Genomic DNA, 1,629 nt, shown 5'->3' on the forward strand with positions numbered 1-1,629 from the left:
GTTGTAGCTGTAGTTCGAGTCTTTCCTTGAGTCGGTTTTGTACTAATGAGCATAGATCCTCCACTAAATCATTGTCTGCGCTCCAGATGGTGCGCACACCATCGCGTTCGCAAGCAACAAGTCCAGAGCGTTGCAGCTGGCTCAGTTGCCTACTGATGTGCGACTGGGAAAAACCCGTGGCTTCCATAAGGCTTGTTACGTCCATGGGGCCTTGGCGCAAATAACAAAGCAAATGCAGCCGAGCCGGCTCGCTAAGTAAGCGAAAAAACTGGCTGAACTCTTCGATTAGCTGGGGGGAAGGCAGCGATCCCTTGAAGCCCATGGCGCTATGCCTTTACTGGAATTATTCCATAACCACTAACACCAAAAGCAATATAGGCAGCCTTTACTCGCTGTAAGCCTGTATGCGTGTATAGTCATATAGTTGAACGAGGTCCCTATGGCTTTCCCCCTTGCTATCCCGCTTGCTGCAGCCGCGGGTGGTGCTTCTTTGCTTTTTCGCCAATTATTTGACGCTGATACGGGTACTTTCAGTTACTTACTGGCTGATGTGCCCAGTAGGAATGGTTTGTTGATTGATTCTGTTTTTGAGCAGCACGCTCGCGATCTTTCTTTGATTCGTGAGCTTGGTATCCAGTTAGTGGCAACCATTGATACCCATGCCCATGCCGACCACGTAACAGGCAGTTGGCTGATGCATGAGGCCACTGGCTGTGGCATTGGTTTAGCGGCTGCGGCAAATGCTGAAAATGTAAGTATTCCATTGCACCACGGTGATCAAATCTTTTTCGGAGCTCGTTTTGTAGAAGTGCGCAGCACCCCTGGTCACACCAATGGCTGTATTAGCTTTGTGTTAGATGATAAATCAATCGCCTTTACCGGCGATGCCCTTCTTGTGRGAGGTTGTGGTAGATGTGATTTTCAAGAGGGCAATGCCCACGCCCTTTGGAATTCAATCAAGGGCCAAATCCTTAGTCTCCCCGATGCTTGTTTGCTTTATCCTGGCCATGATTATAACGGAAGAGCTGTTACATCAGTTGTGGAAGAAAAGTTATTTAATCCTCGTTTAGGAGGCAAGGCTACAGAAAGGGACTTTGCGGGATACATGGAGAATATGAAACTCCCCCATCCCCATCGCATTGCCGCTGCTTTACCTGGCAATATGCGCTCCGGCATGCCCCGTGAATTTGCATCTACTGCTAACTGGGCGCCGATTTCTTTTAGTTACGCAGGTTTGCCTGAATTGGTACCTGCCTGGGTTGCACTTCATCTTGATGAACTCACAATCCTGGATGTGCGTTCCAGGGAGGAAKCTTCCGGTTGTSATGGTTGCATCCAAGGCAGCCTGCTCATTCCATTACCTGAGCTAGAGGCCCGCATTAACAACTTACCCAAAGACAAATCAATAGTTGTTGTTTGCCATTCCGGTAGTCGCTCCGCCCTCGCCACTCAAAAACTTTTAGAGGCGGGCTGCACACAAGTTGCCAACCTCCACGGGGGCATTAACCGTTGGCAGGCAGAGGGCTACCCGCTTGAGGGCGTTACCACCACGGCCTGAAGTTTCCAGTTCCGATCTACATCTCAAGTTCGCCTTTCCTCAGATCTTCTCTCCCCCCCGAACCATGACAA

2 protein-coding genes are annotated in these 1,629 nt (G+C 49.8%); one reads left to right on the forward strand and one right to left on the reverse strand.

Annotated features, from left to right (window positions below; all coding sequences use genetic code 11):
* Positions 1-322 (reverse strand): ArsR/SmtB family transcription factor (locus C7K08_RS13970; RefSeq protein WP_106501122.1); only part of this gene is annotated, 322 nt, incomplete at its 3' end.
* Between the two features lie 117 nt (positions 323-439).
* Here C7K08_RS13970 and C7K08_RS13975 point away from each other — a divergent pair.
* Complete coding sequence (locus C7K08_RS13975; protein ID WP_106501123.1) at positions 440-1,558, forward strand: rhodanese-like domain-containing protein; 1,119 nt, start codon at positions 440-442, stop codon at positions 1,556-1,558.
* Positions 1,559-1,629 lie beyond the last annotated feature (71 nt).

The organism is Synechococcus lacustris str. Tous (assembly GCF_003011125.1).
In the GTDB taxonomy this organism is placed as follows: Bacteria; Cyanobacteriota; Cyanobacteriia; order PCC-6307; family Cyanobiaceae; genus Synechococcus_D; species Synechococcus_D lacustris.